The 25998-nt window shown below is 74.3% G+C and carries 22 protein-coding genes and 1 riboswitch; of the genes, 7 read left to right on the top strand and 15 right to left on the bottom strand.

Going from position 1 to position 25998, the window contains the following annotated elements:
* Window positions 1-17: 17 nt before the first annotated feature.
* Window positions 18-1814, top strand: coding sequence for a Stk1 family PASTA domain-containing Ser/Thr kinase (gene pknB, locus BLU95_RS27625; protein WP_093862347.1), 1797 nt, complete (start codon window positions 18-20; stop codon window positions 1812-1814).
* Window positions 1815-1855: 41 nt separating this feature from the next.
* Here the strand turns inward: pknB and BLU95_RS27620 are convergent, their stop codons facing one another.
* Complete coding sequence (locus BLU95_RS27620) at window positions 1856-2485, bottom strand: sulfite oxidase-like oxidoreductase (RefSeq protein WP_093862346.1); 630 nt, start codon at window positions 2483-2485, stop codon at window positions 1856-1858.
* Window positions 2486-2702: 217 nt separating this feature from the next.
* Here BLU95_RS27620 and bfr point away from each other — a divergent pair, with 217 nt between their 5' ends.
* Window positions 2703-3182 carry a bacterioferritin gene (gene bfr, locus BLU95_RS27615; RefSeq protein WP_030391478.1) on the top strand — a complete coding sequence of 160 codons (480 nt, stop codon included), beginning with the start codon at window positions 2703-2705 and terminating at the stop codon, window positions 3180-3182.
* Between the two features lie 52 nt (window positions 3183-3234).
* Here the strand turns inward: bfr and BLU95_RS27610 are convergent, their stop codons facing one another.
* Window positions 3235-3519, bottom strand: a complete 285-nt coding sequence (locus tag BLU95_RS27610; protein ID WP_093862345.1) for a (2Fe-2S)-binding protein — start codon at window positions 3517-3519, stop codon at window positions 3235-3237.
* Window positions 3520-3672: 153 nt separating this feature from the next.
* On the bottom strand, window positions 3673-5010 hold the full coding sequence (locus BLU95_RS27605) for a class II 3-deoxy-7-phosphoheptulonate synthase (RefSeq protein ID WP_030391480.1): 1338 nt from the start codon (window positions 5008-5010) through the stop codon (window positions 3673-3675).
* Between the two features lie 310 nt (window positions 5011-5320).
* Here BLU95_RS27605 and BLU95_RS27600 point away from each other — a divergent pair, with 310 nt between their 5' ends.
* Window positions 5321-7258 (top strand): anthranilate synthase family protein, encoded by a 1938-nt coding sequence (locus tag BLU95_RS27600; RefSeq protein ID WP_093862344.1) that lies wholly within the window; start codon window positions 5321-5323, stop codon window positions 7256-7258.
* A gap of 82 nt (window positions 7259-7340) precedes the next feature.
* On the opposite strand, the gene BLU95_RS27595 is transcribed toward BLU95_RS27600, so the two are convergent.
* Genes BLU95_RS27595 through BLU95_RS27585 form a run of 3 tightly spaced genes read right to left on the bottom strand, consistent with a single transcriptional unit; the run spans window position 7341 to window position 10138 of the window.
* On the bottom strand, window positions 7341-8039 hold the full coding sequence (locus BLU95_RS27595) for a response regulator (RefSeq protein WP_093862343.1): 699 nt from the start codon (window positions 8037-8039) through the stop codon (window positions 7341-7343).
* Window positions 8040-8064: 25 nt separating this feature from the next.
* A complete protein-coding gene (gene macS / locus BLU95_RS27590; protein WP_400741991.1) occupies window positions 8065-9282 on the bottom strand; it encodes a MacS family sensor histidine kinase in 1218 nt (405 codons plus the stop codon).
* Window positions 9283-9319: 37 nt separating this feature from the next.
* Complete coding sequence (locus tag BLU95_RS27585; protein WP_093865174.1) at window positions 9320-10138, bottom strand: lysophospholipid acyltransferase family protein; 819 nt, start codon at window positions 10136-10138, stop codon at window positions 9320-9322.
* Window positions 10139-10424: 286 nt separating this feature from the next.
* On the opposite strand from BLU95_RS27585, the gene BLU95_RS27580 reads away from it, so the two are divergent.
* On the top strand, window positions 10425-11219 hold the full coding sequence (locus BLU95_RS27580) for an alpha/beta hydrolase (RefSeq protein WP_093862342.1): 795 nt from the start codon (window positions 10425-10427) through the stop codon (window positions 11217-11219).
* 10 nt (window positions 11220-11229) lie between these two features.
* A complete protein-coding gene (locus BLU95_RS44395) occupies window positions 11230-12078 on the top strand; it encodes a hypothetical protein (protein ID WP_231977814.1) in 849 nt (282 codons plus the stop codon).
* Window positions 12079-12334: 256 nt separating this feature from the next.
* Here the strand turns inward: BLU95_RS44395 and BLU95_RS27570 are convergent, their stop codons facing one another.
* From BLU95_RS27570 to BLU95_RS27550, 5 genes are all read right to left on the bottom strand, one after another.
* The gene (locus tag BLU95_RS27570) at window positions 12335-13099 is read right to left on the bottom strand and encodes an endonuclease/exonuclease/phosphatase family protein (RefSeq protein WP_093862341.1); all 765 of its coding nucleotides are present in this window, start codon (window positions 13097-13099) and stop codon (window positions 12335-12337) included.
* 159 nt (window positions 13100-13258) lie between these two features.
* A complete protein-coding gene (locus BLU95_RS27565; RefSeq protein WP_093862340.1) occupies window positions 13259-14203 on the bottom strand; it encodes an ROK family glucokinase in 945 nt (314 codons plus the stop codon).
* 192 nt (window positions 14204-14395) lie between these two features.
* A complete protein-coding gene (locus BLU95_RS44390; protein ID WP_093862339.1) occupies window positions 14396-14755 on the bottom strand; it encodes a DUF5304 family protein in 360 nt (119 codons plus the stop codon).
* 319 nt (window positions 14756-15074) lie between these two features.
* Entirely contained in the window at window positions 15075-16247 is a 1173-nt protein-coding gene (locus BLU95_RS27555; protein ID WP_093862338.1) for an ArsA family ATPase, read from the bottom strand.
* 35 nt (window positions 16248-16282) lie between these two features.
* Entirely contained in the window at window positions 16283-16738 is a 456-nt protein-coding gene (locus BLU95_RS27550) for an SRPBCC family protein (protein ID WP_093862337.1), read from the bottom strand.
* 338 nt (window positions 16739-17076) lie between these two features.
* Between BLU95_RS27550 and BLU95_RS27545 the strand changes: the two genes are divergently transcribed.
* Window positions 17077-18870: an AMP-dependent synthetase/ligase gene (locus BLU95_RS27545; RefSeq protein WP_093862336.1), complete on the top strand. Its 1794-nt coding sequence runs from the start codon at window positions 17077-17079 to the stop codon at window positions 18868-18870.
* Between the two features lie 57 nt (window positions 18871-18927).
* Here the strand turns inward: BLU95_RS27545 and BLU95_RS27540 are convergent, their stop codons facing one another.
* Window positions 18928-20064: a glycosyltransferase family 4 protein gene (locus tag BLU95_RS27540; protein ID WP_093862335.1), complete on the bottom strand. Its 1137-nt coding sequence runs from the start codon at window positions 20062-20064 to the stop codon at window positions 18928-18930.
* Window positions 20065-20319: 255 nt separating this feature from the next.
* Between BLU95_RS27540 and BLU95_RS27535 the strand changes: the two genes are divergently transcribed.
* The gene (locus BLU95_RS27535; RefSeq protein WP_173862141.1) at window positions 20320-21750 is read left to right on the top strand and encodes a glycosyltransferase 87 family protein; all 1431 of its coding nucleotides are present in this window, start codon (window positions 20320-20322) and stop codon (window positions 21748-21750) included.
* A gap of 75 nt (window positions 21751-21825) precedes the next feature.
* Here BLU95_RS27535 and BLU95_RS27530 read toward each other — a convergent pair whose 3' ends face one another.
* From BLU95_RS27530 to BLU95_RS27520, 3 genes are all read right to left on the bottom strand, one after another.
* On the bottom strand, window positions 21826-22782 hold the full coding sequence (locus tag BLU95_RS27530; protein WP_093862334.1) for a hypothetical protein: 957 nt from the start codon (window positions 22780-22782) through the stop codon (window positions 21826-21828).
* A gap of 236 nt (window positions 22783-23018) precedes the next feature.
* A complete protein-coding gene (locus tag BLU95_RS27525) occupies window positions 23019-24083 on the bottom strand; it encodes a C40 family peptidase (RefSeq protein WP_093862333.1) in 1065 nt (354 codons plus the stop codon).
* Between the two features lie 264 nt (window positions 24084-24347).
* Window positions 24348-25502, bottom strand: coding sequence for a C40 family peptidase (locus BLU95_RS27520; protein ID WP_093865171.1), 1155 nt, complete (start codon window positions 25500-25502; stop codon window positions 24348-24350).
* Window positions 25503-25512: 10 nt separating this feature from the next.
* Window positions 25513-25665: riboswitch (cyclic di-AMP (ydaO/yuaA leader) on the bottom strand.
* Window positions 25666-25998 lie beyond the last annotated feature (333 nt).

Here is a 25998-nt window from a genome sequence, read left to right as displayed (position 1 = left end):
AGACTCGCCGGGTGGACATGGCTTTGCGCGACCCCCTGATCGGTACCCTGCTCGACGGCCGGTACCGGGTCGAGCGACGGATCGCCGCCGGTGGGATGTCCACCGTCTACCGGAGCACCGACACCCGGCTCGACCGGGTCGTCGCGCTCAAGGTCATGCACGCCTCGCTGGCCGGGGACGCCGCGTTCACCGCCCGCTTCATCCGCGAGGCCAAGGCCGTCGCCCGGCTCGCCCACCCCAACGTGGTCAACGTCTTCGACCAGGGCGCGGACGGCGGCCATGTCTTCCTCGCCATGGAGTACGTGCCCGGCCGCACCCTGCGCGACCTGCTGAACGACCGCGGCGCGCTCTCCATCCGGGCCGCGCTGGACATCCTGGAGCCGGTGCTCGCCGCGCTCGGCGCCGCCCACCGGGCCGAGCTGGTGCACCGCGACGTCAAGCCCGAGAACGTCCTGATCACCGACGACGGGCTGGTCAAGGTCGCCGACTTCGGCCTGGTCCGGGTGCTGAACGCCGCCGACGGCGCGGCCTCCTCCAGCACCTCGACCACCGACACCGTGCTCGGCACCGTCTCCTACCTGGCGCCCGAACAGATCCGCCCCGGCGCCGAGACCGACCGGCGGGTGGACGTCTACGCGGCCGGCATCCTGCTGTACGAGATGCTCACCGGCTCCCGTCCGCACACCGGCGAGAACCCGGTCCAGGTGATGTACCGGCATCTGCACGAGGACGTCCCGCCGCCGTCCGCGACGGTGCCCGGGGTGGTGCCCGAACTGGACGCGATAGTGGCCGGGGCCTGCGCCCGTGACCGCGAGCTCCGCCCGTACGACGCGGTGGAACTGCTCGCCGCGCTCCAGCGGGTCCGCCGCGGGCTCACGCCGGCCCAGCTGGACGCCGAGCCGCCCGCCTCCACCCGCCCCAGCCCCCGGTACCCGACCGGCGAGGCGACCTCGGTGCTCACCCCGGTGGCCCCGGCGGCCCCGGTCGAGCGCACCAGTGTGCTGGACGTGCCGCCGGACGTCATGGAGCAGCTGCTCACCGAGCCCCGTCCGTACGACGAGCCGCCGCCGGTCCGGACGCCCCGCGCCCGCCGGTCCGGGGCCGGACGCCGCTCCGGGTCCGCCCGACGGCGGCTGCCGCGCAAGCCGCTGATCTGGGCGGCCGTGCTGACCACCCTGGTGCTGCTGGTCGGCGGGGCGACGTACGCGATCTCGGGCGCGGTGTACGGCACGGTGCCGGGTGTGCTCGGCAAGGACCGGGCCGAGGCGGAGCGGATCCTGGACGCCGCCGGCATGCACGGGCGGATCACCGAGGTGTACAGCGAGACCGTCCCGGCCGGCCAGGTGGTCGCGGCCGCCCCCGGGGTCGGCACCCGGTCCCGGAAGAGCGACGTCGTGACGCTCACCGTCTCGCGCGGCCCGAAGCGCATCGCCGTGCCGGACCTGGTCGGCAAGCCGTCCGCGCAGGCCGCCTCGGCACTCGCCGGAACGCAGCTGGCGGCCGGCACGGTGACCTCGGTGTTCAGCGACACCGTGCCGGAGGGTTCGGTGATCAGCAGCTCGCCCGCCGCCGGGGAGCAGGTGGCGGAGAACACGCCGGTGGCGCTGGTGGTCAGCAAGGGCATGGTGGCGGTGCCGGACGTGACCGGGATGAGCAAGGAGGCCGCGGAGAAGGCGCTCCAGGCGGCCGGGTTCGCGATGCAGAGCAGCGGGGTCAACCTGTTCGGCACCGGCAAGGTGACCGGTCAGTCCCCGGCGGCCGGTGAGCGCAAGCCGCAGCGCACCGTGGTGACGGTCACCTTCCCGTTCTTCTAGGAACGGCCCGTCCGGGCCGCGGCGACCCCCGCGCACGCGCCCTACCGGAGCGGACCGTCGCCCGCCTCCTCCTGGTGGGAGTACCGCTGCTCCCGCCACGGGTCGGCCCGGTTGTGGTAGCCGCGCTCCTCCCAGAAGCCGCGCCGGTCGGCCCGCATGTACTCGACCGCCCGGACCCATTTGGGTCCCTTCCACGCGTACAGCCGGGGGACGACCAGTCGGACCGGGAAGCCGTGCTCGGCGGTGATCGTCTCGCCGTTGCGGTGGGTGGCGAGCAGGGTGTCGGGGGCGGCGAAGTCGGCCAGCCGCAGATTGGCGCTGTAGCCGTACTCGGCCCAGACCATGACGTGGGTGACGTCCCGGTCCGGCGGCACCAGGTCGAGCAGCAGCGCGGCGGCCACGCCGGTCCAGTCGCTGTCGAGCACCGAGAACCGGGTGACGCAGTGCAGGTCGGCCCGGACCGTGGTGCGGGGCAGGGCGTCGAAGGCCTCGAAGTCCCAGCTGTGCTTCTCGGCCGAGGCGGTCGCGCCGAACACCTGGAGGTCCCAGGTCAGCGGCTTGAACCGGGGTACCGGTCCGTAGTGCAGGGCGGGCCAGCCCCGCTGGACCCGCTGGCCCGGCGGGAGCCGGGGGTCAGACGGCGACGACGGTTCTTGCTCGGACTGACCCATGGATCCATGGTGACAGACGGCGGGCAGCGGGCCGCGCGCGCCCCTTTGCCACCTCGCACGCCCCGCTCGTACAGCTCAAGGCGCTGGCAAATCGGATATTCCGACACATGTCCTAGTGAGTGTGAACTTACTGGAATTTCTTCCCACCCCGGTGCCAGGATGCCTGCAGCCGGAGGGTAACGGCCGTGTCCCGCACGCACAGCAGGAAGGCAACGCCATGAAGGGCGACACCGAGGTCATCGAGTTCCTCAACGAACAGCTCACCGCCGAGCTGACCGCGATCAACCAGTACTTCCTGCACGCCAAGATGCAGGAGAACTTCGGCTGGACGAAGCTCGCCAAGTACACCCGGCACGAGTCCTTCGACGAGATGAAGCACGCCGAGGTGCTCACCGACCGGATCCTCTTCCTGGACGGCCTGCCCAACTACCAGCGGCTGTTCCACGTCCGGATCGGCCAGACGGTCAAGGAGATGTTCGAGGCGGACCGGCAGGTCGAGGTCGAGGCGATCGACCGGCTGAAGCGCGGGATCGTGGTGATGCGCGCCAAGAACGACGTCACTTCGGCGAACATCTTCGAATCGATCCTGGAGGACGAGGAGCACCACATCGACTACCTCGACACCCAGCTCGAGCTGCTGGAGAAGCTCGGGGAGGCGCTCTACCTCGCGCAGCTGATCGAGCAGCCGGAGTCCTGACCGGGGCCGGAGCACCGGGCGGGACCGGGCACCGCGGCCCGCAGGCCGGGGCTCAGGCGACGCGCAGCGTCACGACCGGCGCCGCCGGTACCGGTGCCGGCTCGGGCTCCCCGGAGTCGGCGCCCGGGTCGGCCAGGCCGAGCTTGGCGGCCAGCCGGGCGGTCGGGCACGGCCGGGCACCGTGCTCGCCGAGCAGTGCCTGGATGCGCCGGACGCAGGATCCGCAGTCGGTGCCGGCCTTGCAGCCCTTGGCGATCCGGCGCGGGGTGTCGGCTCCCGCGTCGATCGCCCGCTTCACCTGGTCCTCGGTGACCGCATGGCACATGCACACGTACATCGCGGTCTCTCCCGGGGTGAAGCGAGTGGATCTTGACTAAGGCTTGCCTTAGTTCACTAAGCCTCACCTTACCCGCCGATCCGGGTACGCAAAAGCCTCTCCGGCCGGGGAAAACCCCAGGCCGGAGAGGCTTCGGTCACATCCGGGACGGTCTCAGACGGTGCCGCGGTACATCTCGGCGACCAGGAAGGCCAGGTCCAGCGACTGGCTGCGGTTGAGCCGCGGGTCGCAGGCCGTCTCGTAGCGCTGGTGCAGGTCGTCGACCAGCACCTCGTCGCCACCGCCGACGCACTCGGTGACGTCGTCGCCGGTCAGCTCCACGTGGATGCCGCCCGGGTGGGTGCCGAGCGCCCGGTGCACCTCGAAGAAGCCCTTGACCTCGTCGAGCACGTCGTCGAAGCGGCGGGTCTTGTGCCCGCTGGACGCCTCGAAGGTGTTGCCGTGCATCGGGTCGCAGATCCAGACCGGCTGCGCGCCCGAGGCGGTGACCTTCTCCACCAGGGTCGGCAGGGCGTCGCGGACCTTGCCCGCACCCATCCGGGTGATGAAGGTGAGCCGTCCGGGCTCGCGCTCCGGGTCCAGCTTCTCGATCAGGGTGAGCGCCTCGTCGACCGTGGTGGTCGGGCCGAGCTTCACACCGATCGGGTTGCGGATCTTCGAGGCGAACTCGATGTGCGCGTGGTCCAGCTGCCGGGTGCGCTCGCCGATCCACACCATGTGGCCGGAGACGTCGTACAGCTCGCCGGTGCGCGAGTCCACGCGGGTCAGCGCGGTCTCGTAGTCCAGGACCAGCGCCTCGTGGGACGAGAAGAACTCGACGGTCCGGAACTCCTCCGGCGCGACACCGCAGGCGTTCATGAACGCCAGCGCGTTGTCGATCTCGCGGGCCAGCTGCTCGTAGCGCTGACCGGCCGGCGAGTTGCGCACGAAGTCCTGGTTCCAGGCGTGCACCTGGCGCAGGTCCGCGTAGCCGCCGGTGGTGAAGGCACGCACCAGGTTGAGCGTCGCGGCGGACGCGTTGTACATCCGCTTCAGGCGCTCCGGGTCCGGGATCCGGGACTCGGGGGTGAACTCGAAGCCGTTCACCGAGTCGCCCCGGTAGACCGGCAGGGTCACGCCGTCGCGGGTCTCGGTCGACTTCGAGCGCGGCTTGGAGTACTGGCCGGCGATCCGGCCGACCTTCACCACCGGCACCGAGGCCGCGTAGGTGAGCACGGCCGCCATCTGCAGCAGGGTCTTGAGCTTGTTGCGGATGTGCTCCGCGGAGACGCCGTCGAAGGCCTCGGCGCAGTCGCCGCCCTGCAGCAGGAACGCCTCGCCCCGCGCCACGGCACCGAGTCGGGCGCGCAGCTGGTCGCACTCGCCGGCGAAGACGAGCGGCGGATACGAGGCGAGGTCCGCAAGGGTCTTGCGCAGAGCCTCTTGGTCCGGCCATTCGGGCTGCTGCGCCGCGGGCAGGGTTTGCCAGGTGTGGGGATTCGTCACGGTCACGCGGTCAAGGCTACGGGGTGCGGCAACCGAATTGTGACCACCGCCCGAGGGATGAGACACCTCTCGGACAATCGGGTGACGGGCCTCACGCCGCCCCGGGGATCCGCTAGGCTCGGTCCCGTGAACACGCCGCACACCCGATCCTGGTGGTGGGCCGACCCTTCGGGTGGCCCACAGTCAGCGCGTTCCTAGACGCACACGACGGCCGCCCCCCGGGGCGGCCGTCGGCGTTCCACCAGCCGGTCGGCAGCCTCCCGGAGCGGAAACCCCACCCCGCCGCAGAAGCCACCCCGGAAGGAACGCCGCCACCGTGACCAGTGCCGCCGACCTGCTCGCCCGCCTCACCGCCGCCGACGCACCGGCCTTCGCCCTGCTGCACCGCCGCACTCCCCGCACCGCGCCGGACACCGTCGAGATCCTGCTCGGCACCGTCGGCAGCCACGACCGGCTGGCGGACCTGCCGGTCCGCCACGGCGTCCCCGCCGACGGCCCGGTCCACGACCTGCTGGCCCTGGTCCCCTACCGGCAGATCCGCGAGCGCGGCTTCGAGGCGCACGACGACGGCACCCCGCTGCGGGCGCTCTCGGTCACCGAGCAGTACGCCCTGCCGCTGGCCGAGGTCACGGACGCGCTGCCGCAGCTGCCGGTCTCCCTGACCGACGGCGGCTTCGACATCGACGACGCCGAGTACGCCGAGATCGTCCGCCGGGTGATCGAGGACGAGATCGGCCGCGGCGAGGGCGCCAACTTCGTCGTCCGCCGCGACTTCACCGCGACCCTGGAGGACTTCTCGCCCGCGCTGGCCCTCACCCTGTTCCGGCGGCTGCTGGAGCAGGAGCGCGGCGCCTACTGGACCTTCCTGGTGCACACCGGCGACCGGGTGCTCGTCGGCGCCTCCCCCGAGGTGCACGTCCGGCAGAGCGGCGGGACGGTCGTGATGAACCCGATCTCCGGCACCTACCGCTACCCCGCCGCCGGCTCCGACCTGGACTCGCTGATCTCCTTCCTCCACGACCCCAAGGAGCTCGAGGAGCTGACCATGGTGGTCGACGAGGAGCTCAAGATGATGTGCACCGTCGGCGACCTCGGCGGCCAGGTGCTCGGTCCCCGACTGAAGGAGATGTCCCACCTCGCGCACACCGAGTACGAGCTGCGCGGCCGCACCTCGCTGGACGTCCGCGAGGTGCTGAAGGAGACCATGTTCGCCGCCACCGTCACCGGCAGTCCGGTGCAGAACGCCACCCGGGTGATCAAGCGGTACGAGCGCGGCGGGCGCGGCTACTACTCCGGCGCGCTCGCCCTGATCGGCCGCTCGGCCAGCGGCGGCCAGCTGCTGGACTCCCCGATCTGCATCCGCACCGCCGACATCGACCCGGCCACCGGCCGGCTCGCGGTCCGGGTCGGCGCCACCCTGGTCCGGCACTCCGACCCGGACGGCGAGGTCGCCGAGACCCACGCCAAGGCCGCCGGGGTGCTCACCGCGATCGGCGCCCGCCCGGCCCCGGCCCGGACCCCCGGCCGCAACGGCCCGCGACTCGCCGACCACCACCGCGTCCAGGCGGCGCTGGACGCCCGCCGGGCCGGCCTCGCCCCGTTCTGGCTGCGGATGCAGCAGCCGGCCCGGATCACCGAGGAGCTGGAGACCCTCGTCGTCGACGGCGAGGACACCTTCACCGCGATGCTCGGCCACCTGCTGACCTCGCTCGGCCACCGGGTCACCGTGGCCCGGTTCGACGAACCGGGCCTGCGCGAGCGGGTCGCCGCGCACCCCGGCGCGCTGGTGCTCGGCCCCGGTCCGGGCGACCCGGCCGCCGCCGACGACCCCAAGATGGCCGTGCTGCGCCCGATCGTCACCGACGCGCTGGCCGCCGTCCGGGAGGGCCGGCGGACCGCCCCGCTGCTCGCCGTCTGCCTCAGCCACCAGCTGCTGTCCGGCGCGCTCGGGCTGCCGCTGGCCCGCAAGGCGGTGCCGTACCAGGGCGCGCAGGAGAGCGTGGACCTCTTCGGCGAGCAGCGGACGGTCGGCTTCTACAACACCTTCACGGCGCGCTGCACCGACGCCGACGCCGCCCGGCTGGCCGCCGCGGGCGTCGAGGTGGCCCGGGACCCGCTGACCGGGGACGTGCACGCGCTGCGCGGCCCGGGCTTCGCCGGACTGCAGTTCCACCCCGAGTCGGTCCTCACCAGGGACGGCGTGGAGATCGTCGCCGGGCTGCTGCGCGGGGCGGTGGCCGGCGTACCGCGCTGAGCCGCCGTCACCGGGCCGACGGCGTACCTGTCGGGCGGGGTGGGCCGGGCGGGGTGGTGCGGCCGCACACCCCGCCCGGGCGTCACACCGCGTCGTCCAGCCCCTGCTCGATCGCGTACCTGACCAGCTCGACCCGGTTGTGCAGCTGGAGCTTGCCCAGGGTGTTCTGGACGTGGTTCTGCACCGTGCGGTGGGACAGCACCAGCCGATCGGCGATCTGCTTGTACGACAGCCCCTTCGCGACCATCCGCAGCACCTCGGTCTCCCGGGCCGTCAGCTGCGGGACGACCGGCGCGGCCGGGGCGGGCGGCTCGGCCGCCAGCCGGCGGAACTCGCCGAGCACCAGCCCCGCCAGGCCGGGGGTGAACACCGCGTCGCCGACGGCGGTGCGGCGCACCGCGTCCAGCAGTTCCTCCCGCCCGGTCGACTTGACCAGGTAGCCGGTCGCACCCGACTTCACCGCCTCCAGGACGTCCGCGTGCTCGCCGCTCGCGGACAGCACCAGCACGCGTGCCGACGGGTCGTGCCCGACCACCTGGCGGCAGACCTCGGCACCGGACAGACCGGGCAGGTTGAGGTCGAGCACCACGACCTGCGGGGAGCAGGCGCGGGCCCGGCGGACGGCCTCCTCGCCGTCCCCGGCGGTGGCCACCACGTCGAGCCCGGCCTCGGCGAGGTCCCGGGAGACGGCGTCGCGCCACATCGGGTGGTCGTCCACCACCATCACCCGCACCGGGCGGTCGGCGGCCGCCTGCTGATCCGTCGACAGGTCGGTGGTCATGCGCGGAACCCTTTCGCGGGAGGTGTCACAGGAGGCCGGCCGGGGCGCCGGACGCGGTGCGCGGGACCCTGAGCTCCACCTCGACGCCCTCCCCGGGCGCCGAGTACAGCTCCGCGGTGCCGCCGAGGTCCAGCAGCCGGCCCCGGATCGACTGGGAGACGCCCAGCCGCCCGGCCCGCTCCGCCTCGCCGAGCCGCCCCGGCGCGAAGCCGGGACCGTCGTCGCGGATCGAGACCGTGACGGCCTCCGGCTCGTCCTCGACCAGGATCCAGGCCCGCGCCCCCGGCCCGGCGTGCCGGCGCACATTGTCCACCGCGGCGCCGACGGCGGCGGCCAGCTCACCGGCGGCCCGTCCGGGCAGCAGTACCGGGGTGCCGGGGGCCGAGACGGTCACCCGCTCGTCGGTGCACGGGGCGAGCAGGGCGCGGAGGTCCTGCGGCTCCTCGGGCGCGCGCTGCTCGGGCAGCGGTCCGCCGCTCATCAGCGCGCGCAGGGCGCGTTCCTGCTCGCCGGCCAGCCGCCCCAGCTCGGTGAGGCCGGCGCCGCCGGCCGGGGCCTCGCTGCCCCGGCGCTGGACGAGGGCGAGCACCTGCAGCACCCCGTCGTGGATGTCCCGGGAGAGCCGCTCCCGCTCCCGGGTGGCCGCCTCGACCTGGAGTGCCCGGGTGAGCGTCGCCTCGCTGGCCCGGGCCAGTTCGATCACGTAGCCGATCGCACAGCCGGCCACCATCAGCAGCACGATGTTGTGGAGGTTGTCGCCGGTCGCGCCGCCGTGGCCGAGGATGTTGGCCACCCCGATCACCGAGCCGGCCGCCGCCGCCCAGCGCCAGCCGCCCCGGCCGGCGAAGCCGAGCACGGTGCCGGCCGCCCAGATGGTGGGCAGGGTCGGCGCGCCGTGGCTGATCCGGGAGGGCTCGTCGATCATGCCGCTCATCACGATGCCGGTGACGACGAGCGTGAGATCGGTGGCGAGCACGTACCAGGTGCAGCGCTGCGGGCCGGAGAAGGCCCGGGTGGAGGCGAGCGTCCAGAGGGTCAGCGCGCCGAGGTAGATCCAGCCCGCGACGGGGTGCAGGAACTCCAGGTAGGAGTCGAAGTAGCGCAGCAGCGCGTACACCAGGGCGAGCACCCGGAACGAGGAGATCGCCCGCCAGAGCGGCAGTTCGACGGACATGCCGCCCGCCGCCACCGCCGCGCCGACCGCGCCCGGGCGCGCCGCTCCGGCTCCGCCGCCGTCCGTCATCCCCGTCGCCCTCCCCCGGCGCCGGACCGGCCCCGGCTCAGGCCGGCCCGGTCTCCTTCTGCTGCTCCTGCGCGGCCTTGTCCTGCTCGGCCTTCTCCAGCTTCTCCGCCTCGGCCTTCTCGGCCTTGGCGGCGGCCTGCTCGGCCTTCTGCACGGCCTTGCGCTCGGCGTCGGCCTTCTTCTTGTCGTCGGCCAGCTGCCGCTTGGCGGCGGTCGCGTAGATGTCCACGTACTCCTGGCCGGACAGCCGCATGATCTCGTACATCACCTCGTCCGTCACCGAACGGAGGATGAAGCGGTCGTTCTCCATGCCGTGGTAGCGGGAGAAGTCCAGCGGGCGGCCGATCCGGATGCCCGGGCGGGTGCCGAAGTTCGGGACCACCTGGCCGGGCGGCTGCACCTTCTCGGTGTCGATCATCGCGACCGGGATGACCGGCGCGCCGGTGGCCAGCGCGACCCGGGCCAGGCCGCCGACCTTGCCCCGGTAGAGCTTGCCGTCGGGCGAACGGGTGCCCTCCGGGTAGACGCCGAACAGCTCGCCCCGGTCCAGCACGGCGATCGCCGAACGGATCGCCGCCTCGCCGGCGCCGCGCACGCCCGAGCGGTCCACCGGGAGCTGGCCGACGCCCTTGAAGAAGGCGGCGGTCAGCCGGCCCTTGATGCCGGGCGTGGTGAAGTACTCCGCCTTGGCGATGAAGGTCACCCGGCGCTTGATCAGCGCGGGGAAGAAGAAGGAGTCCGAGAACGAGAGGTGGTTGCTCGCGATGATCGCGGCACCCTCGGTGGGGATGTTCTCCTCACCCTCGATCCACGGCCGGAAGAAGATCCGAAGCAGTGGCGCGACGATCATCTTCATCAGTCGGTAGAACAACCCGGGCCTCCTGTATTGCGGACCGGTCGATCCTAATGCCCTTCGGTGTCCGCCCGTGCCCCGCCCCGCCCCGACGGGGTGTCCCGGGGGCGGTGCGGCCCGCTGCCCGGCGGGGGTGTACGGGGCGGGCGGGCACGTGGGACGATGCGAATTCCGCAGCCTCCGGTGCCGGCCGGTCCCCGGACGCTCCCGCACGTCCAGCGCGTACCGCTCGTACCGGCGCCACCTCCGGCGCCACCGTCCAGCGTCCTCGCCCGCGAAGGAGCCCGCCATGCCGCTGCTGCCCGGCGCCGAACCGTACCGCCACCGGGGCGGGCCGGTGGGCGTCCTGCTCTGCCACGGGTTCACCGGCTCCCCGCAGTCGCTGCGGCCGTGGGCGGAGGACCTGGCCCGGGCCGGGCACACCGTCGCGCTGCCGGTGCTGCCGGGCCACGGCACCCGCTGGCAGGACATGCAGCTCACCCGCTGGGAGGACTGGTACGCGGAGGTCGAACGGGAGCTGCTCGCGCTGGCCGGGCAGTGCGAGCGGGTCTTCGTCGTCGGGCTCTCGATGGGCGGCGGGCTGGCGCTGCGGCTGGCCTCGGTGCACGGCCCGAAGATCGCCGGACTGGTGCTGGTCAACCCGTCGGTGCGGTCGGACAACCCCGCGAGTGTCATTCTGCCGGTGCTGCGCCACCTGGTGCCGAGCGTGCCCGGGGTCGCCAACGACATCGCCCGGCCCGGCGCGGACGAGCTGGCCTACGACCGCACCCCGCTGCACGCCGCCTGGTCGCTGGCCCGGCTGTGGAAGGACGTCCAGGCCCGGCTGCCCCGGGTGACCCAGCCGGTGCTGCTCTTCCGCAGCCCGCAGGACCACGTGGTCTCGGCGGCCAACTCCGAGCTGGTGCTGGCCCGGATATCCTCGACCGATGTGACGGAGCGGCTGTGCCAGCGCAGCTACCACGTCGCGACGCTGGACCACGACGCGGGGGAAATATTCGCGGCCGCCCAGGACTTCATCCGACGGTTGGCTCCCGCGCACGCGGCGGGCGTCATCCCGGTGAAATCCGACCACCACCAAGGCTGAAGGGCCGGAAGTGCACGAGAGCAGCACGGCGGGCGGCGAGGACGACGCGCCCCGCGAGGACGGTGCGACCACGGGCGGCGCGCGGCCGGGCGCCGGGCGGGCCGACGGCGAGCAGACGGGCCGGGGCCCGGCCGGGGGCGCGGCGGCCCCGGCCACGGGCGGCGAGGCGGCGACGGCCGGCGCGTCCGGGGCCGGGCCGGGGTCCGCGTCGGGTCCGGCTCCGGGCCCGGGCTCGGCTCCGGGCCCGGCCTCCGGCTCCGCCGAGGCCCCGGTGGCGGGCGAGGGCGGCGGGGCGGCCGAGCCGTCCCGGACGCGGCGCGCGCCCGAGCGCAGCCAGGCCGAGCAGGACGAGATCTTCGCCGCGCTGGTCGCCCAGTTCGACGACCCGGTGGACCTCAACAACCCCAACTGGCCCGAGGTCGAGAACCTCCGGGCGCGCGGCGAGCTCAAGGGCTTCAAGGACCCCTCCGGCGCCGACCGGCTCCCCGGCGACCCCGGTGACCTCTCCGACCTGGCGCCCCAGCCGCGCCCCCGCTCCGGCCGTCCGGTGATGCCGGCCGCCGGGGCCGCCGGGCCGCGCGACTTCGAGCTGTCCGAGGAGACCGACGAGGGTCACTTCGTCCCGCCGGAGCCGCCGCCGCTGCCCGAGGCCGACACCACCGCCAAGTTCGCCTGGCTGGCCGTGCTCGGCGGGCCGGCGCTGCTGCTCTTCGACGCGGTGGTCTGGCGCGAGGTCTCCGGCTGGCCGGCCTGGGTCGGGGTCGCCTCCTTCCTCGGCGGGTTCGCCACCCTGGTGGTCCGGATGAAGGACCGCGACGAGGACGAGCCCGAGGACCCGCACGGCGGCGCCGTCGTCTGACCCCTTCGACCCCTTCGCTGCCCGCGCCCCGGGCGGTCCCCGGGCGTCCGTCGCACGGCGCCGGGCCGGGCCGGGCCGGGCCGGGCAACGACACGGTCGACGGCGGGTCCGGCACCGACACCCTGAACGGCCCCTCGGACACCGGCAGTTGCACCGCGGCGGCGGGTGACCCGGTCATCGGCCGCCCGTAGCGCGTGTCCTTCGGTACGCCCGCGCGGTGCGGCACCCGGGAGGTGTGCCGCGCCGCGCGGCGGTGTCAACGGCCGGCCGGACCCGGCCCCGGTGCGGGCGGCCGGAGCACGGCCAGCACCGGCAGGTGGTCGGTGGCGGCCCGCAGGTCGGCCCCGGTGACGCCGGGCAGCCCGTGCGGGACACCGCAGGCCAGCACCTCGATGTCGGGGGTGGCGAAGACGGCGTCGAGCCGCTGGTAGGGGTTCTCCGGGACGGAGGTCATCTCGCCGCCCCAGGGCGCCACCCGGTACCCGTCCTGGAGCCGGGCGGCCAGCGAGCGCCAACCGGGCCCGTCCGGGTGCTCGTTGAAGTCCCCGGCGATCACTCCGGGTCCCGCGTACCGCAGTTGCCCGGTGAGCAGTCCGAACTGCCGCAGCCGCTCGTCCGCGTCCAGGCTGAGGTGGCAGCTGGTGACGGTGAACGGCGCCGTGCCGGCCACCTCGACCAGCGCGGTCGCGAAGCCGCGCGCGTGCAGCCCCCTGGTCTTCGGCAGCAGCCGGTCGTGGACGGCCAGCACCCGGACGCCGGGCCGACCGAGCAGCAGCGGCCCGGCGGCGATCCGGCCGCCGCCGCTCAGCACCACGGTGCCGGTCGCCCGGGCGAGCCGACCGGCCTGCCCCTCGGGGCGCCAGTAGCGCGGCGACTCCTGTACGCAGACCAGGTCCGGTTCGCAGGCCCGGATCACCCGGGCGAGCGCGTGCCGGTCGTCCCGCAGGGAGCGGATGTTGTAGCTGAGCAGCCGGATCCGGCCCGGTGCGGGCGGCGGCAGTTCGGCCGGTGCGGTGGTCATCGCTGGTCCTCCCCTGGGCGTCCCGGACGACGCTACCGCCCGGGAGGCCGGCGCCGCCGACGACGCGGCATCCCGCGGGGGCGGGAAACAACGGCGGCCCGGTCCGCGGGGAACCGGGCCGCCGGTCGGCGGTGCGGGAGGCGGGTCGGACCGTGCGGGTCACACCGTCCGGGCCAGGTCGGCCGCGCCGGCGATCCCGGCGGCCGAACCGGTCGAGGCGAGCACCACCTCGGCCCGCGGGCGGTGCACCCCGCCGGTCAGGTAGTGCTCGAAGGCCTTGGCGACCGGGTCGAGCAGCAGCCGGCCGGAGTCGGAGACGCCGCCGCCGAGGACGAACACGGCCGGGTCGAAGAGCGCCGCGAGGTCGGCCATCCCCCGGCCCAGCCAGTCGGCCAGCTCGGCGTAGCACTCCAGGGCGAGCGGGTCGCCCTCCTCGGCGGCCTGGGTGATGTGGATGCCGCGGATGGTCTCGGCGACGCCGTCGTTGAGCTCCAGCATCCGCTTGCCGCGCACGGCGTCCTCGGCGGCGCGCTCCCGGCCGTACCGGCGCAGGGCGCGACCGGAGCCGTACTGCTCCCAGCAGCCCCGGCCGCCGCAGCCGCAGGGCAGGCCGTCCGGGACCATGTTGAGGTGGCCGATCTCGCCGGCCACGCCGAACCGGCCCCGGTGCAGCCGGCCGTCCAGGACGAGGCCGCCGCCGATGCCGGTGCCGACGGTGATCAGCACCATGTCGCTGTGGCCGGCCGCGGCACCGAAGCGGTACTCGGCCCAGGCGGCGCAGTTGGCGTCGTTCTCGACCACCGCCGGCAGGCCGGTCAGCTCCTCGACCCGGCCGCGCAGGGGCTCGTCCTCCCAGGCGATGTTGGGGGCGAAGATCACCGTCGAACGCTCGCGGTCGACGAAGCCCGGGGCTCCGATGCCCGCCGCGGTCACGTCGGGGAACTGCTCCTTGAGTTCGCGCACGGCCTGCGCGATGGCGTCGACCGCCCACTGCGGGTCGGCCGGGGTGGGCACCCTGGTCCGGGCCAGGATCTCGCCGGCCTCGTCGACCACGCCTGCCGCGATCTTGGTCCCGCCGACGTCGACGCCGATGGTCAGAGCCATGTGTCCCTCAGCTATTCACTCGTTCCCGCTGGACGGAACGCTACCGCCCAACCATGCCCCCGTACACACCGTCGCATACATTAACCGAAGACAATCCCGGGCCAACCCGGCCCAGCTCCTTCAAAAGTCGTACATTTTCACCGGTGGCATCACAGGGTGAAGCCAGGACGTGACCCGGAGGGGATCAGGGGTTCACTGCTTGGCGGACGGTCCCTCAGCTGCGTCGTCGAGGTCCACCCGTTCGGCGCGGGCCGGCTCCCCGGCGGTCCAGCGGTGCTCGTGACCGACCACGGCGGCCCGGTAGGCGGCCAGCAGCTCGGCACCGGCGGCGGCCAGACCGGTACCGGCGGCGGCGAGGTGCCCGTACACCTCGGGCTGCTTCTCGCGCAGCCGGTCGGCGAGCCCGGCCAGCGAGATCAGGGTCTCGGCGCTCGCCTCCTGGGCCTTCTCGCCGACGACGGAGGCGAACCGGCGCACCTCGTCCACCAGCGGGCCCAGTTCCGGCCCGAACGGGTGCTCGGCGGTGGGCTCGGTCCGGTCGGTGGTGGTCATCGCGCGCGCCTCCTCAGCAACGGTGCCCGCACCCGCGGCCACCCGCCCCGACGCTACCGGACCCCGTCGGGCCCCCCGCACGGAAGACGAGCGCGCGCCCCGCCCCGCGCCCACGAGGGAGGCGAGGGGGCGACAACACCGCCCCGAGCCCCATCACGGAGGCGAGCGGGCGACAACACCGCCCCGAACCGAAGGGGCGCGCCGGTGCCGAAAGGGAGAGCGTGAGGGAGCGGAGCGAGGGAGCGCCGACCGTCGGCGCCGGACCGAAGCGCCCCGGAGGCGAGCGGGCGAAAACACAGCCCCGGAGGCGAGCGGGCGACTAACGCGGCCAGAGGGCCGGATCGGGAGCGAAGCGGATCGACAGCAGCCCGTCCCGCAGGCCCGCGCCGGCGACCGTGCACCGCCGCAGCGCCGACGGCAGGGCCAGCACCCGGCGGTGCGCGCCCAGGCCGACCACCAGCTCGTCCCCGCGCCGGACCAGGTCCAGGTCCTCCCGCACGGCGCCGGGCAGCGCCAGGTGCCAGACCAGCAGGCCGTCCGCGGCCAGCCGGTCCTCGACGGTCCACGGCCCGGCGGCCCGTGCCTCCGGGCCGGACCCGGCACCGTAGAGGCGGTCGGCGACGGCCTCCAGGGTGGCCTCGGCGGGCCCGGTGGTCAGCAGCGGGATGCCGTCCAGGGTGGCGGCCAGCGCGGTCAGCTCGTCCCGGCGGCGACCGGCCAGGGCGGCCAGCCACGGGTCGGGCGATTCGGCGGCGGCGTCCGGCAGCACGCCGTGCACCACCACGGCGTCCGGGCAGTGGCCGTGCAGAGCGAGACCGGCCCGGATCCGCCGCAGTTCCGCGAAGGGGTGGGCGTCGGCGGCGGTGACCAGGCGGACGCTGGTGCCGGGCGAGGTGATCGCGGCGCGGGCCGCGGCGAGCGCGCCGGCGGCCTTGGTGCGGGTCTCGTACAGCCAGTCGGCAGGCATCGGGACCCCGGCGAGGCCGGCCAGCAGGGGCCGCAGGGCCCGGGCGGCCTGGCGCTGCTCGGGGACGAGCCGGGCCAGGTAGCGCTCCAGCTGCTCGGGCAGGGCGAGGGTGGCGATCAGGTCGGCCGGCGGCGGGGCGAGCACCACCAGGACCTCGGCCTCGACGGCGGGCAGCGCCCGGAGCAGGGCGAGCCGGGCGGTGCCGGGCAGCGCGGTGAGTTCCTCGGGATCCAGCGGGTCGGCTCCGAGCAGGTCGAGCGCGGGCTTGAGCCGGCCGCCGATCTCGTCGAGCGCGTGCCGGAAGGCGGCCTGCTCGTCGGTCCTGGCGACGGCCAGACCGGGCGCGTACCCGGCCGGCTCGGCCTCCAGCCGGACGCCGAGCACGGCGTCCAGGGTGCGGTGCGGGTCGTCGGCCGCGAGGAGCAGGGTGCGCCGGCCGCTCCGGGCGGCGTGCAGGGCGGTGGCGGCGGCCACCTCGGGCGCCGCCGGGTCGCCGCTGACCAGGATGGTGCGTGTCGCCGTCATGCCGTACCGCCCCTGTTCGTCCGCGCCGCCGGGCCTCAGCCCGCCGTGCCCGCGGCGGTGTCCTCGACCCGCTTCTTCAGGCCGGCCAGGGCCCGGTCGATGATGACCTTCTCGGCCTTGCGCTTGATCATGCCGAGCATCGGGATCTTGACGTCCACCGCGAGCTGGTAGGTGACCTCGGTGCGGTCGGCGCCGAGCGGGGCCAGGGCGTAGGAGCCGTCGAGCGAGCGGAGCATCTGGCTGCGCACCAGGGTCCAGGCGCACTCGCGGTCGCCGTCCCAGGTGTAGGCGAGGACGTGCTCGTCGCGGATGGCACCGGCGTCGAGGACCAGGCGGACCTGGGCGGCGCGGCCGTCGTCGGCGGTCTCCAGGACCTCGATCTCCTTGACCTCGCCGGTCCAGGCCGGGTAGGCGGCGAAGTCGGCGATCACGGCCATGACCGTCGCCGGGGTCGCGTCGATGGTGATGCTCGACCTGGTGTGCTCCGCCATGGAATGGCCCTCCGCGTCGTCCCGTGCTGGTCCGGCCGAGGCTGCTCGGCCGGGTGCGCCCGGAGCAGGCTATCGCGCCCCGCGATCCGGCCGGTCCCTCGGTACGCCCCGGGGCGCCCGGGTGCGCCCCCGTCGCCGGAGCGCACGGTCCGTGGCCGACGGCTACCGGCCGGTCACCTCCGGGCTGCCGTAGGGTGCCATTCGAACGACCCGGTCCCGACCTGGTCGGAGGGGTCAAGGTGTGACACTTCGAACACCGGAGCCGACCCCCCTGGTCGAAGCTGCCTACCGGGCAGTAACGTCCTGCCGTCCCGCAGCGTCGCGAACGAGGAGCAGTCTTGCTCGACTTCAGCCTTCCGGCCCTCTACCAGGTACCGAGCGGCGGTAACCTCTCCGACCTCGTGCACCAGAACGCCGAGCGGCACCCCGATGTCGCGGTGCTCAGCCGCAAGGTGGACGGCCAGTGGCAGGAGTTGACCGCCGCCCAGTTCCAGGTCGAGGTCCGGGCGGCCGCGAAGGGCCTGATCGCCGCCGGTGTCGCGCCGGGCGACCGGGTGGGCGTCATGTCCCGCACCCGGTACGAGTGGACGCTGCTGGACTTCGCGATCTGGACCGCCGGCGCGATCACGGTGCCGGTGTACGAGACCTCCTCCGCCGAGCAGGTCGAGTGGATCCTCGGCGACTCCGGGGCGGTCGCGGTGTTCACCGAGACCGACACCCACACCGCCGTGGTCGCGGAGGTCCGGGACCGGCTGCCGGAGCTGCGGCACACCTGGCAGATCGAGGGCCCGGCGCTCGCCGCGCTGGCGGAGTCGGGCCGCGAGGTCACCGACGCCACCGTCACCGAGCGCCGCTTGGTGGCCGACGCCGACTCGATCGCCACCATCGTGTACACCTCGGGCACCACCGGTCGCCCGAAGGGCTGCCAGCTGACCCACGGCAACTTCATGGCCGAGTGCGGCAACGTGGTGGAGCGCCTGGCCCCGCTGTTCCGCACCGGCGAGAGCTCCGTCCTGCTCTTCCTGCCGCTGGCCCACGTGCTCGCCCGGATCGCCGAGATCGCCCCGGCGATGGCCCCGATCAAGCTCGGCCACGTCTCCGACATCCGGGACGTCACCGCCGAACTGGCCGCCTTCCGGCCGACGCTCATCCTGGGTGTGCCCCGGGTCTTCGAGAAGGTCTACAACACCGCCCGGGCCAAGGCGCAGGCGGACGGCAAGGGCAAGATCTTCGACAAGGCCGCCGACACCGCGATCGCCTACAGCCGGGCGCTGGACGCGGGCGGCGCGGGCCTGCTGCTCAAGCTCAAGCACGCCGTCTTCGACAAGCTGGTCTACAGCAAGCTGCGGGCCGCGCTCGGCGGCCGGGCCACCCACGCGATCTCCGGCGGCGCCCCGCTGGGCGAGCGGCTCGGGCACTTCTACCGGGGCATCGGCTTCACCGTGCTGGAGGGCTACGGCCTGACCGAGACCTGCGCGGCAACCGCCTTCAACCCCTGGGACAAGCCGAAGATCGGTACGGTCGGCCAGCCGGTCCCCGGCGCCGCCGTCCGGATCGCCGAGGACGGCGAGGTGTTCTTCAAGGGACCGCACGTCTTCACCGGCTACTGGAACAACCCGCAGGCCACCGCCGACACCCTGAAGGACGGCTGGATCGCCACCGGGGACATCGGCTCGCTGGACGACGAGGGCTATCTGACCATCACCGGCCGCAAGAAGGAGATCATCGTCACCGCGGGCGGCAAGAACGTCGCCCCGGCCGTGATCGAGGACCGGATCCGGGCGCACGCCCTGGTCGGCGAGGTCATGGTGGTCGGCGACCGCAAGCCCTTCGTGGCCTGTCTGATCACCGTCGACGAGGACTTCTTCCCGAACTGGAAGCAGCTCAACGGCAAGCCCGCCGGGGCCACGGTGGCCGACCTGCGCGAGGACCCGGACCTGCTGGCCGCGCTGCAGCAGGCCGTGGACGACGGCAACGCGGCGGTCTCGCAGGCCGAGGCGGTGAAGAAGTTCCGGCTGCTCGACACCGTCTTCTCCGAGGAGAGCGGCCATCTGACGCCCTCGCTCAAGCTCAAGCGCAACGTCGTGCTGAAGGACTACGCGGCCGACGTCGAGGCGATCTACCGCAAGTAGGACCGCCCGTCGCCCGTGCGGCCCGCCCCGGACCCCGGGGCGGGCCGTCCGCGCGTCTCAGCCCGCCAGCAGCGAGGTCAGCCGCCCGGCCAGCAGGTCCCAGCGCCAGGAGCGGTCCACCCAGCGCCGCCCGGCCTCGCCCATCCGCCGCCGCAGCTCCTCGTCCCGCAGCAGCCGGACGATCCGCTCCGCCGCCGCCGAGGGCGTGCCGCCCGGCACCACGTAGCCGGTCTCGCCCTCCAGCACCGCGTCCGGCGCGCCGCCGGAGTCCCCCGCCACCACCGGCAGACCGGTGGCCGAGGCCTCCAGGTAGACGATGCCGAGCCCCTCGACGTCCAGTCCGCCGCGCCGGGTGCGGCACGGCATGGCGAAGACGTCGCCGGCGCCGTAGTGCGCGGGCAGCTCCTCCCACGGCACCGAGCCGGTGAACCGGACGGCGGAGCGCACGCCCCGGGCGTCCACCAGCTTCTCCAGCTCCGCCCGGTACGGGCCGCCGCCGACGATCAGCAGCACGGCGTCCGGCACCTCGGCGAGGATCTGCGGCATCGCCTCGATCAGGGTGTCCTGCCCCTTGCGCGGCACCAGCCGGGAGACGCAGACCACCACCGGCCGGTCCGCCAGCCCGAGCCGCTCGCGCACCGCGGCACCGCCGGAGTCCGGGTGGAAGGTCCGCTCGTCCACGCCGGGCGGCAGCTGCGCCATCCGCGCGGCCGGCTCCGGGCCGACCGCCGCTGCGATCCGGGAGCGGGTGTACTCGCCGAGGTAGGTGAGCACGTCGGTGCCCTCGCCGATCCGGCGCAGCAGCTGCCGGGCCACCGGCAGCTGGGCCCAGGCGGCCTCGTGCCCGTGGGTCATGCCGAGCAGCCGGCCGGCCCCGGCCCGGCGCAGCGCGGGGGCCATCAGCCCGAGCGGCGCGGCGGCGCCGAACCAGACCGAGTCGCAGCCCTCCGCCCGCAGGATCTCGGCCGCCCGCCGGGTGACCCGGGGTGTGGGAACCATCACCTTCGTGCGGTCGCGGACCACCGGGAAGGGCTGCTCGGCGTCGAAGCGCGCGACCTCGGTGCCGTCGCGCCAGGTGGAGGCGTACACCACGATGCTTCCTGCGGGCTGACGGACGGCCATGTTGTGCACGAAGGCCTGGATGCCGCCGGGCCTCGGCGGGAAGTCGTTGGTGACGATCAAGGTCTTGTGCATCAGGCCACGGCTCGCTCGGTCGGGGGGTGCTCGGTGTACCGCTGGGTGATCCGTACGATAGGTCAACACGACGACCCGCCGGGAACGGATCCACGCAAGGCAACCGTTCCCTCCCCGGGTCTGTCCTAGGACAAGGGTGGTCGGCGCGTCCGGCCCGGCCCCGCGGTGGCGGCCGGCCCCGACCCCGCCCGGACTGCCCGGGCGTCCGTCGCGCGGCGCCGCCGACGGAACGTCCGAGACGAACGAGGGAGCGCAGTGGAGTTGGCCCCGGCCACCGAGTCCGGTACACCCAGCGGCGCCGAGGGCTCCGGCACGGCGCTCGCCGTGCGCCGCGAGCCCGTGCAGCGCACCACGCGCCCCTCCGGCCGTTCCGGCGCGCTGCTGGCGCTCGGCGCGAGCTGGGTGGCCACCCGGACGCTGCTGCTGCTCCTGGTCACCGGCGTGCTCCGGATGCCCGGCGGGGACATCACCGCCGACGTCTGGCTGATCTACCACGGCTGGTACGGCGTCCTGCAGACCGGCACCTTCCCGCTGGACGACGTGACCTGGCAGTACCCGCCCGGCGCCGCCCTGGTGATCCTGCTGCCCGGCCTGCTGCCCTGGTCGTACCTGGTGTCGTTCTGGGTGATCTGCGGCATCGCCGACGCGCTCGCGATGGGCCTGCTGGTCCGCACCGGGCTGCGCAGGGGCCGGGCGCTGACCGGCGCCTGGGTCTGGGTGGCCGGCGTCCCGCTGCTCGGCCCGATGATCTACAACCGCTACGACGTGATCGTGACCGCGATCGCGGTGGCCGGGCTGCTGGCGCTGATCCGCCGGCCGGCGATCGGCGGTCTGCTGCTCGGGCTCGGCGGCATCGTCAAGATCTGGCCGCTGCTCGGCCTCATCGGCACCCCCTCCGGCCGCCGTACCCGGCGGTCCTGGACGGCCGCGGCCGCCACGACCGCCTCGATCGGCTTCCTGCTGGCGGCGGGGATGAACGGCGCGTTCGAGTTCCTGACGTTCCAGAAGGACCGCGGCATCGAGGTGGAGTCGGTCGGCGCGCTGCCGATCCACTTCGCCCGGATCGCCGGGAGCTGGGACGGCAAGGTGATGATGAACTACGGCTCGGTCGAGATGCTCGGGCCGTGGGTGCCGCTGGTCAGCAAGGTGATGCTGGCGGGTACCGTGCTCGGCTTCGGCTGGCTGCTGCTCTGGCGGTTCACCGCGCGCCGGCGCAACGCCGCCACCATGTACGACGCGGCGCTCGCCGCACTGCTGATCTTCACCGTGACCAGCCGGGTGATCAGCCCGCAGTACCTGGTCTGGCTGGTCGGCGCGGCGGCGGTCTGCCTGACCGTGCGCGGCACCAGCCAGCGGCCGGTGGCGCTGCTGATCCTGGCCGCGACCCCGCTGACGCTGGTGGAGTTCCCGCTGGTCTTCGGCGACGTGGTCGCCAGCAGGCCCGGCGCGATCGCCGTCCTGACCGCCCGCAACGTGCTGCTGCTGGTCGCGACCGTGCTGTCCTGCGTCCGGCTCTGGCGCTCGACCCGGCGCACCGACCGGGTGCCGGCCACCGTGGTGCTGCCCCGCGCCGAGCCGGTGCCGGCCGTCTCGTTCTCGGTGCGGCCGGGCATCGCGTACGAGCAGGACCTGCTGGACGGCATGGACCGGCCCGCGGCGCCGGCCGCGCCCGGCGAACGGCGCTGACCGGGACGACGCCGCGCCAGGGGCGGACGCGGCCCGGCGTCCGCCGGGGCGCCCCGTCCCGCCGGGGCCCGGAACTCAGCCCGCCAGGGCCCGGACCTCGGCCAGCCAGAGGCGGGTGAACCCGTCCAGCCCGAGGCCCAGCCGGTCCCGGAACAGCCCGTCCAGCCACGCCTCCCGGTCCGCGCCGGGGGCGGCCGCGCCGACGGCCCGGTAGAGCGCCACCAGGCGCTGCGGGCCGTACCGGCGGGCGATCAGGTCGCAGGCCAGCCAGGACTGCTCGTAGGCCTGTGCCAGGCCTTCCCCGCCGGCCGTGAGCGCGGCGTCCGCGGGCAGCGCGGCGGGCAGCCGTCCGGCCGTGACGTCCCGGGCCAGCTCCGGCGCGATCTGCCGGGCCGAGCGCCCGGAGTCGCGGTAGCCGGTCCAGTCGGCGACCCCCTCGGACAGCCAGAGCGGGGTCCAGGCCCGGGTGTCGGCCCGGGTCGCCACGTGCACCGCCTCGTGGGTCACCACCACCTGCCGGCCGAAGTCGCTCAGCCGCGCGAACACCCCGGGGTTGACCAGCACCCGGTCGGCCGGGGCGTGCAGGGGCGCGCCGGGCGCCGAGACGGTGACCGCGGCGAGGTCCGACCAGCCGGGCCGGTCGTCCGCCAGCAGCCGCGCGAACTGCTCCCCCGTGGCGGGCAGTTCGAGCAGCAGCCGACCCGCCCAGGCGCTGCCCCAGAGCGCCTCGACGGCGGACACCGCCCGGTCGCCGACGGCGGCCGCCGCAGCGCGCGCGGCCTGCCCCGCGCCGTCCGCGCCGTCCACGTCGTCCACCCCGAGCACCAGGCAGCGCGCCCCGGCGGCGGCCCCGACCGGGCCGAGGTCCCACAGCGGCGGCGGCCCCCCGGCGGCCTCCTCGCGTTCGATCCGCCGGCCGGCGGCGGTGCGCAGCAGCGTCAGCCGACGCGGGTGCACCACCGGCCGCTCGTCGTACCCGGTCACCGTGACGGTCAGTTCGGCGGTGGCGGTGGACCGCCCGGCCCGGTCCACCGGGCCGAGCAGCAGGTTCCGGTAGTCGGCGCGCAGCGGCAGCGGGGGCGGCCCCTCGCCCAGCGCCCGGGCCCGCCCGGCGAGCAGCGCCGAGACCTCGGCGTACTCGTCCGAGGCCGCCGAGGCGGGCCGCGCGGGGACGGCGCCGGGCAGCGACAGCTGGGCGAGGCCGCCGGCCGCGAGCAGCAGGGCGGTGCGCCGGGACGGGCCTCGGCCGCCGGCACGGTCCGGGCGGCTCAGAGCCGGATCACCCCCGAGACCGGCATGGCGTTGACGCTCTCGTAGCGCACCCGGGCACCCGGGTAGGGGGCGTGTACGATCACCCCGCCGCCGGCGTACATCCCGACGTGGTGCATGTCCCGGTAGAAGATCACCAGGTCTCCCGGCCGTGCTTCGGAGATGCCGACCCGCCGGCCGGCGTACGCCTGGGCCTGCGAGGTGCGCGGCAGGGTCACTCCCGCCTGCCGCCAGCTGTAGTACATCAGACCGGAGCAGTCGAACGCCTTGGGCCCGGTGGATCCGTAGACGTAGGGCGAGCCGATCATCCGCACCGCGGCGGCCAGCGCGGCGCCGCCGCGTTCGGAGGCGGGCGGGGTGGTGCCGAGGTCGAGCCGGTCGGTGCCGCGGGTGGCGCGCTGCTCGGCCTCGCGGGCGTCCTGGGCGGCGAGCCGGGCGCGTTCGGTGGCGCCGAGGCTGTTGAGCAGCCGCTGCGCCCTGGCGAGCCGCTGCTGGATCTGCTGCTTGCCGTCGGCCAGCGCCTTGCGGGTCTGTTCCAGCTCGGCGAGCTTCGCCGAGGCCTCGGCCCGACGCTGGTCGAGCACCCGCTGACGGCCCAGCACCTCGTGCAGGGTCTCGTTCTGCCGCTCGGCGGCCTGGTCGAGGGTGCGGGCCCGGGAGAGGTAGCCCTCCGGGTCGGTGGAGAGCATCAGCTGGACGGTCTGCGCCATGCCGCCGCCCCGGTACTCCGCGCCGGCCACGGTGGCGAGGTCGCCGCGCAGCTGGTTGAGCTCGTCCTGGGAGACGGCGATCTGCTGCTGGAGCGTGCCGGTCTCGTGCTGGAGCCGCTGCTGGGCCTCCTGGGCGGCGTTGAAGCGCTCCGAGGCCTGCTCGGCCTCGTCGTAGAGCTGCTCGACCTGGGCCTTGACGTCCTTGCGGTTCGCCGGGGCGTCGGGCGCGCCGGGAGCCGCCTGCGCGGTGCCGCCGGTCGCCACGCCCAGCGCGGTGGTGGCCGCCGCGGTGAGCACCAGCGCCCGGGCGAGCGTGTGAGCACCTGACAGCGGGGAACGGCGGTGCGCGGTCATTCGACGTCGGCTCCGATCCTGGGCCCGGACCCGCCGCCGCACCGGACCGGTCGGCTGTCGAAGCGGGCATCCGGTGGCAGACGTTAGCGAGTCAGGGCAACCGTTTCCAAACCCCTCCGAACCCGAATATTCGGTCACCGATCGGACATCAGACCGGTTCGCCCGCCGGGCCTTCCGGCGACCGGGCGACGACCGGGGGCAAAGCCGCAGGCCCGGCCTCCCCTCGGGGAGACCGGGCCTGCCGGGATTCTGCCGACCCGGGGGTCAGAGGCGCACGATGGTGTTGACCGGCATGTTGGACGCCGACTCGTAGCGGACCGACGCGCCCGGCTTCGGGGCGTGGATGACCTGGCCACCGCCGACGTAGATGCCGACGTGGTGGCGGTCGCCGTAGAAGATCACCAGATCGCCGGGCTGGGCCTGGGAGATGTCCGAGCCGATCCGGGTCCCGGCGTTGGCCTGCTCCTGCGAGGTGCGCGGCAGCGACACACCCGCCTGGGCGTACGCCCAGCCGGTGAGGCCGGAGCAGTCGAAGGAGTTCGGGCCGGTGGCGCCGTAGACGTACGGGGCGCCGAGCTTGCTCTCGGCGGCGGCGATCGCGGCGGCGGCGCGCGAGCCGTTGGCGGCCGGCGCGGCCGGCCTGGCGGGCGCCGAGGCGGCGGGAGCCGGGGAGCTCAGGTCGCTGCGGCTGGTGTCGCGGGTGGCGCGCTCGGCGTCCGCCTTGGCCTTGGCGACCTTGGCGGCCTCGGCCTTGGCGGCGTCCGCCTTGGCCTTGGCCTCGGCGGCGGCCTTCTCCTCGGCCGCGCGCAGGGCCTGGCGCTCCTGCTCGGTGAGCGTGTTGAGCAGCTGCTGGGCCTTCGCCAGCTTGCCCTGGACCTCGTCCTTGGAGGTCTTCAGCTGCTGGGTGGTGGACTCCAGCTCACCGAGCTTGGTCTGGGTCTCGGTGCGGTCCTGGTCGAGCCTGCGCTGCTGCTCCTGGAGCTCCTTCAGCGCGCCGGACTGGGTGGAGCCGGCCTGGTTGAGGGCGTCGGCCTGGCTGAGGAAGTTGTCCGGGCTGGCGGACAGCATCAGCTGGACGGTCTGCGATATGCCGCCGGTGCGGTACTGCTCGCCGGCGATCTCGGAGAGGCCGCCCTGGGCCTCCGTCACCACGGCCTGCTGGCGGGCCACCTTGTCCTGCAGCTCGGCGACCTGCTTCTGCAGCTCCTGCTGCTTGGCCTGGGCGCCGTTGTACTTCTCGGTCGCGACCTCGGCCTGCTCGTTGAGCTGGTCGACCTGCTCCTTGACCTGGTCCTTGGTCGGCGCGGGGTCGGCGTGGGCGCCGGACTGCGCGGAGAGGGCGACGGCAGCGGCGGCGAGACCGGTCATGATCGAGACCCGGGTGCGGCCGGCGGGCTTGGGACGACGATGGGACGCCACGAAGGCGGACTCCTTCTTCCTCATCCGCCTACCGGGTGAGCTGACGGGTTCGGGCGGAAGCGTGCCCTACGACGCCTCACCGTCCGCGCGAGCGGCCGACCTGGCGCCGATTCACCCCGGAGGAACGTGGTTCCCCGGCTCCGCTCCACAGCGGACCCCCGACTGCTGGGTCTGGTTCGGGCGGGCACCTGCGGCCCCGCCCGGCTGCTTCGCGAACTCGGCGGCGAACCCCACCGCCACCCAGGCTGGGTGATCGACTGTGCGAGGTTCGAAGCACGACCCTAGTAACAGATCCGTGATCCGTTCAAATCCTTGTCAGAAAAAAGCCAGAAGAATACCCAAGTTCCTTTGTGAATATGACCGAGTGTGATCACATCCCCACATCAGGCTGATCATTTCCACCTGGACGGCCTAATGCCCGACCCAAACCCCAACGCCACCCCCGGTCGGGGGTGGCGCTGATCACAGGGGCCGGAAACCGCCCCCGGGGGTGTCG

Source organism: Streptomyces sp. TLI_053 (assembly GCF_900105395.1).
Lineage (GTDB): Bacteria > Actinomycetota > Actinomycetes > Streptomycetales > Streptomycetaceae > Kitasatospora.
The sequence above is the reverse complement of the archived record's forward strand: the minus strand, read 5'-3'. Positions and strand labels throughout refer to the sequence as shown.